Genomic DNA, 2,063 nt, shown 5'->3' with positions numbered 1-2,063 from the left:
GGGCCAACCGGCTGGCGCACCATCTGATCGCACTCGGAGTCAGGCCGGATCAGCCGGTGGGGATCTGCGTGGAGCGCAGCGCGGCGATGGTGGTGGGGCTGCTGGCGATCCTGAAGGCGGGGGGCGCCTATCTACCGCTGGATCCGGCCTATCCGTCTCAGCGGCTGCGCCAGGTGCTGGTCGATGCCGCTCCGCAGCTGCTGCTTTGCGATGTGGCCGGCCGCGCCGCACTTGGCGCCGAGGTGCTGACCGATGTGATAGCGGTCGATCTGGAAACGGCCACGCCGGTCTGGGGCGAGCGGCCGCCTTCGGACCCGGAGCCGCGCACGCTTGGCCTCACGTCCCGCCATCTCGCCTATGTGATCTACACCTCAGGCTCAACCGGAACTCCCAAGGGAGTACAGAATGAGCATCGAGCGGTTATCAATCGCCTGATCTGGATGCAAAAGGCCTATGCACTCAATACGGCTGATGTCGTCTTGCAGAAGACCCCGTTTAGCTTCGATGTCTCTGCCTGGGAATTCTTTTGGACATTGCTTGAAGGGGCAACCCTGGTGCTGGCGGTTCCTGGTGTACACAAAGACCCGGATGCGCTTGTAAACCTGATAATCGGCCAACGCATCACCACCGCACACTTTGTACCATCGATGCTGGCCAGCTTCATGAACACGAAGGGCGTTGATCGCTGCACATCCCTGCAGCGTCTCGTGTGTAGTGGTGAGGCGCTTTCTGCTTCCCTCACGCAGAAGGTTCGGTGCGTATTACCTTGGACCGGTCTGCACAATCTATATGGTCCCACGGAAGCTGCTATCGACGTAACGGCCTGGAATTGCCCGGCTGATTTTAATGGGTCAGTGGTCCCGATTGGCCGTCCGATTTCGAACACGCGGGTTTATCTGCTGGACGGTCATGGCGAGCCGGTGCCGTGCGGGGCGGTGGGGGAGCTTTACATTGGCGGGGCGGGGGTCGCGCGGGGCTATCTGAACCGCCCCGAGCTGACCGCCGAGCGGTTCATCGCCAGTCCCTTTGTGGAGGGCGATCGGCTGTACCGCACGGGGGACCTGGCGCGGTACCTGCCGGACGGCAATCTGGAGTTCCTGGGGCGCAACGACGACCAGGTGAAGATTCGCGGCTATCGCATCGAGCCGGGCGAGATCGCGGCGCGGCTTGGCGAGCACGCCTTTGTGCGCGAGGCGGTGGTGGTGGCGCGACAGAACCGCGCCGGCGACAGGCATCTTATCGCCTATGTGGTGTGTGCACCCGAAGCTCAATCGGATGGGCTGGATGGCCCTGAGCTTGCCAACACCTTGCGCGCGTACCTAAGTGCGCGGCTGCCAGACTACATGGTACCGTCGGCGTTCATGCCGCTGGCGGAGTTACCGCTGACGGTGAATGGCAAGCTCGACCGCAAGGCACTGCCGGCGCCGGCCGACGATGCCTATGCGCGGGCGGCCTATGAGGCGCCGCAGGGCGCAGTCGAAACGGCGCTGGCAGAGATCTGGGCCGAGCTTCTAGGCCTGGAGCGGGTCGGACGCCACGACCACTTCTTCGAGCTGGGCGGCCACTCGCTCCTCGCGGTACAGGTGTCGAGCCGGCTGTCGCAGGCTGTTGGGGTCGAACTGCCGCTGTCGACACTGTTCGCCAGGCCGGTGCTGGGCGATCTTGCGGCAAGTATCGTCGAGGTGTTGAGCCGCTCCGGTCCCCAACACCTGCCGGCGATTGTGGCCGTATCGCGCCAGGCGCCGCTTGAGCTGTCGTTTGCGCAGCAGCGGTTGTGGTTTCTGGCCCAGCTGGACAAGGACAGCACCCGCTACCACATTGCGCTGGGCTGGCGGTTGCGGGGCAGGCTGGATCGCGCGGCGTGGCGACGCAGCCTCGATCAGCTGTATGCGCGCCACGAGGCGCTGCGCAGCGTCTTCGTTGATGCGGAGGAGGACCCCCGGGTTGAGATCCTGCCGCCCGGCACGGGCCTGCCCGTGCTGGAGCACGACCTGCGGGAGCGGCCGGATGCGGCGGCGGCGCTTGTGGCGCTGTGCGCCGAAGAGGCGTGCATGCCTTTTGAT

The 2,063-nt window shown here is 65.0% G+C and carries 1 protein-coding gene; it reads left to right on the top strand.

Annotation, left to right across the window (positions count from 1 at the left end; all coding sequences use genetic code 11):
- Nucleotides 1-2,063 (top strand): amino acid adenylation domain-containing protein (locus AB3X94_RS41535; RefSeq protein ID WP_368614439.1); only part of this gene is annotated, 2,063 nt, incomplete at both ends.

It is taken from the genome of Paraburkholderia sp. BR10923 (genome assembly GCF_040948765.1).
Taxonomy (GTDB): Bacteria; Pseudomonadota; Gammaproteobacteria; order Burkholderiales; family Burkholderiaceae; genus Paraburkholderia; species Paraburkholderia youngii.
Note: the sequence above shows the minus strand (reverse complement) of the source record. Positions and strands in the feature narration are given on the sequence as shown.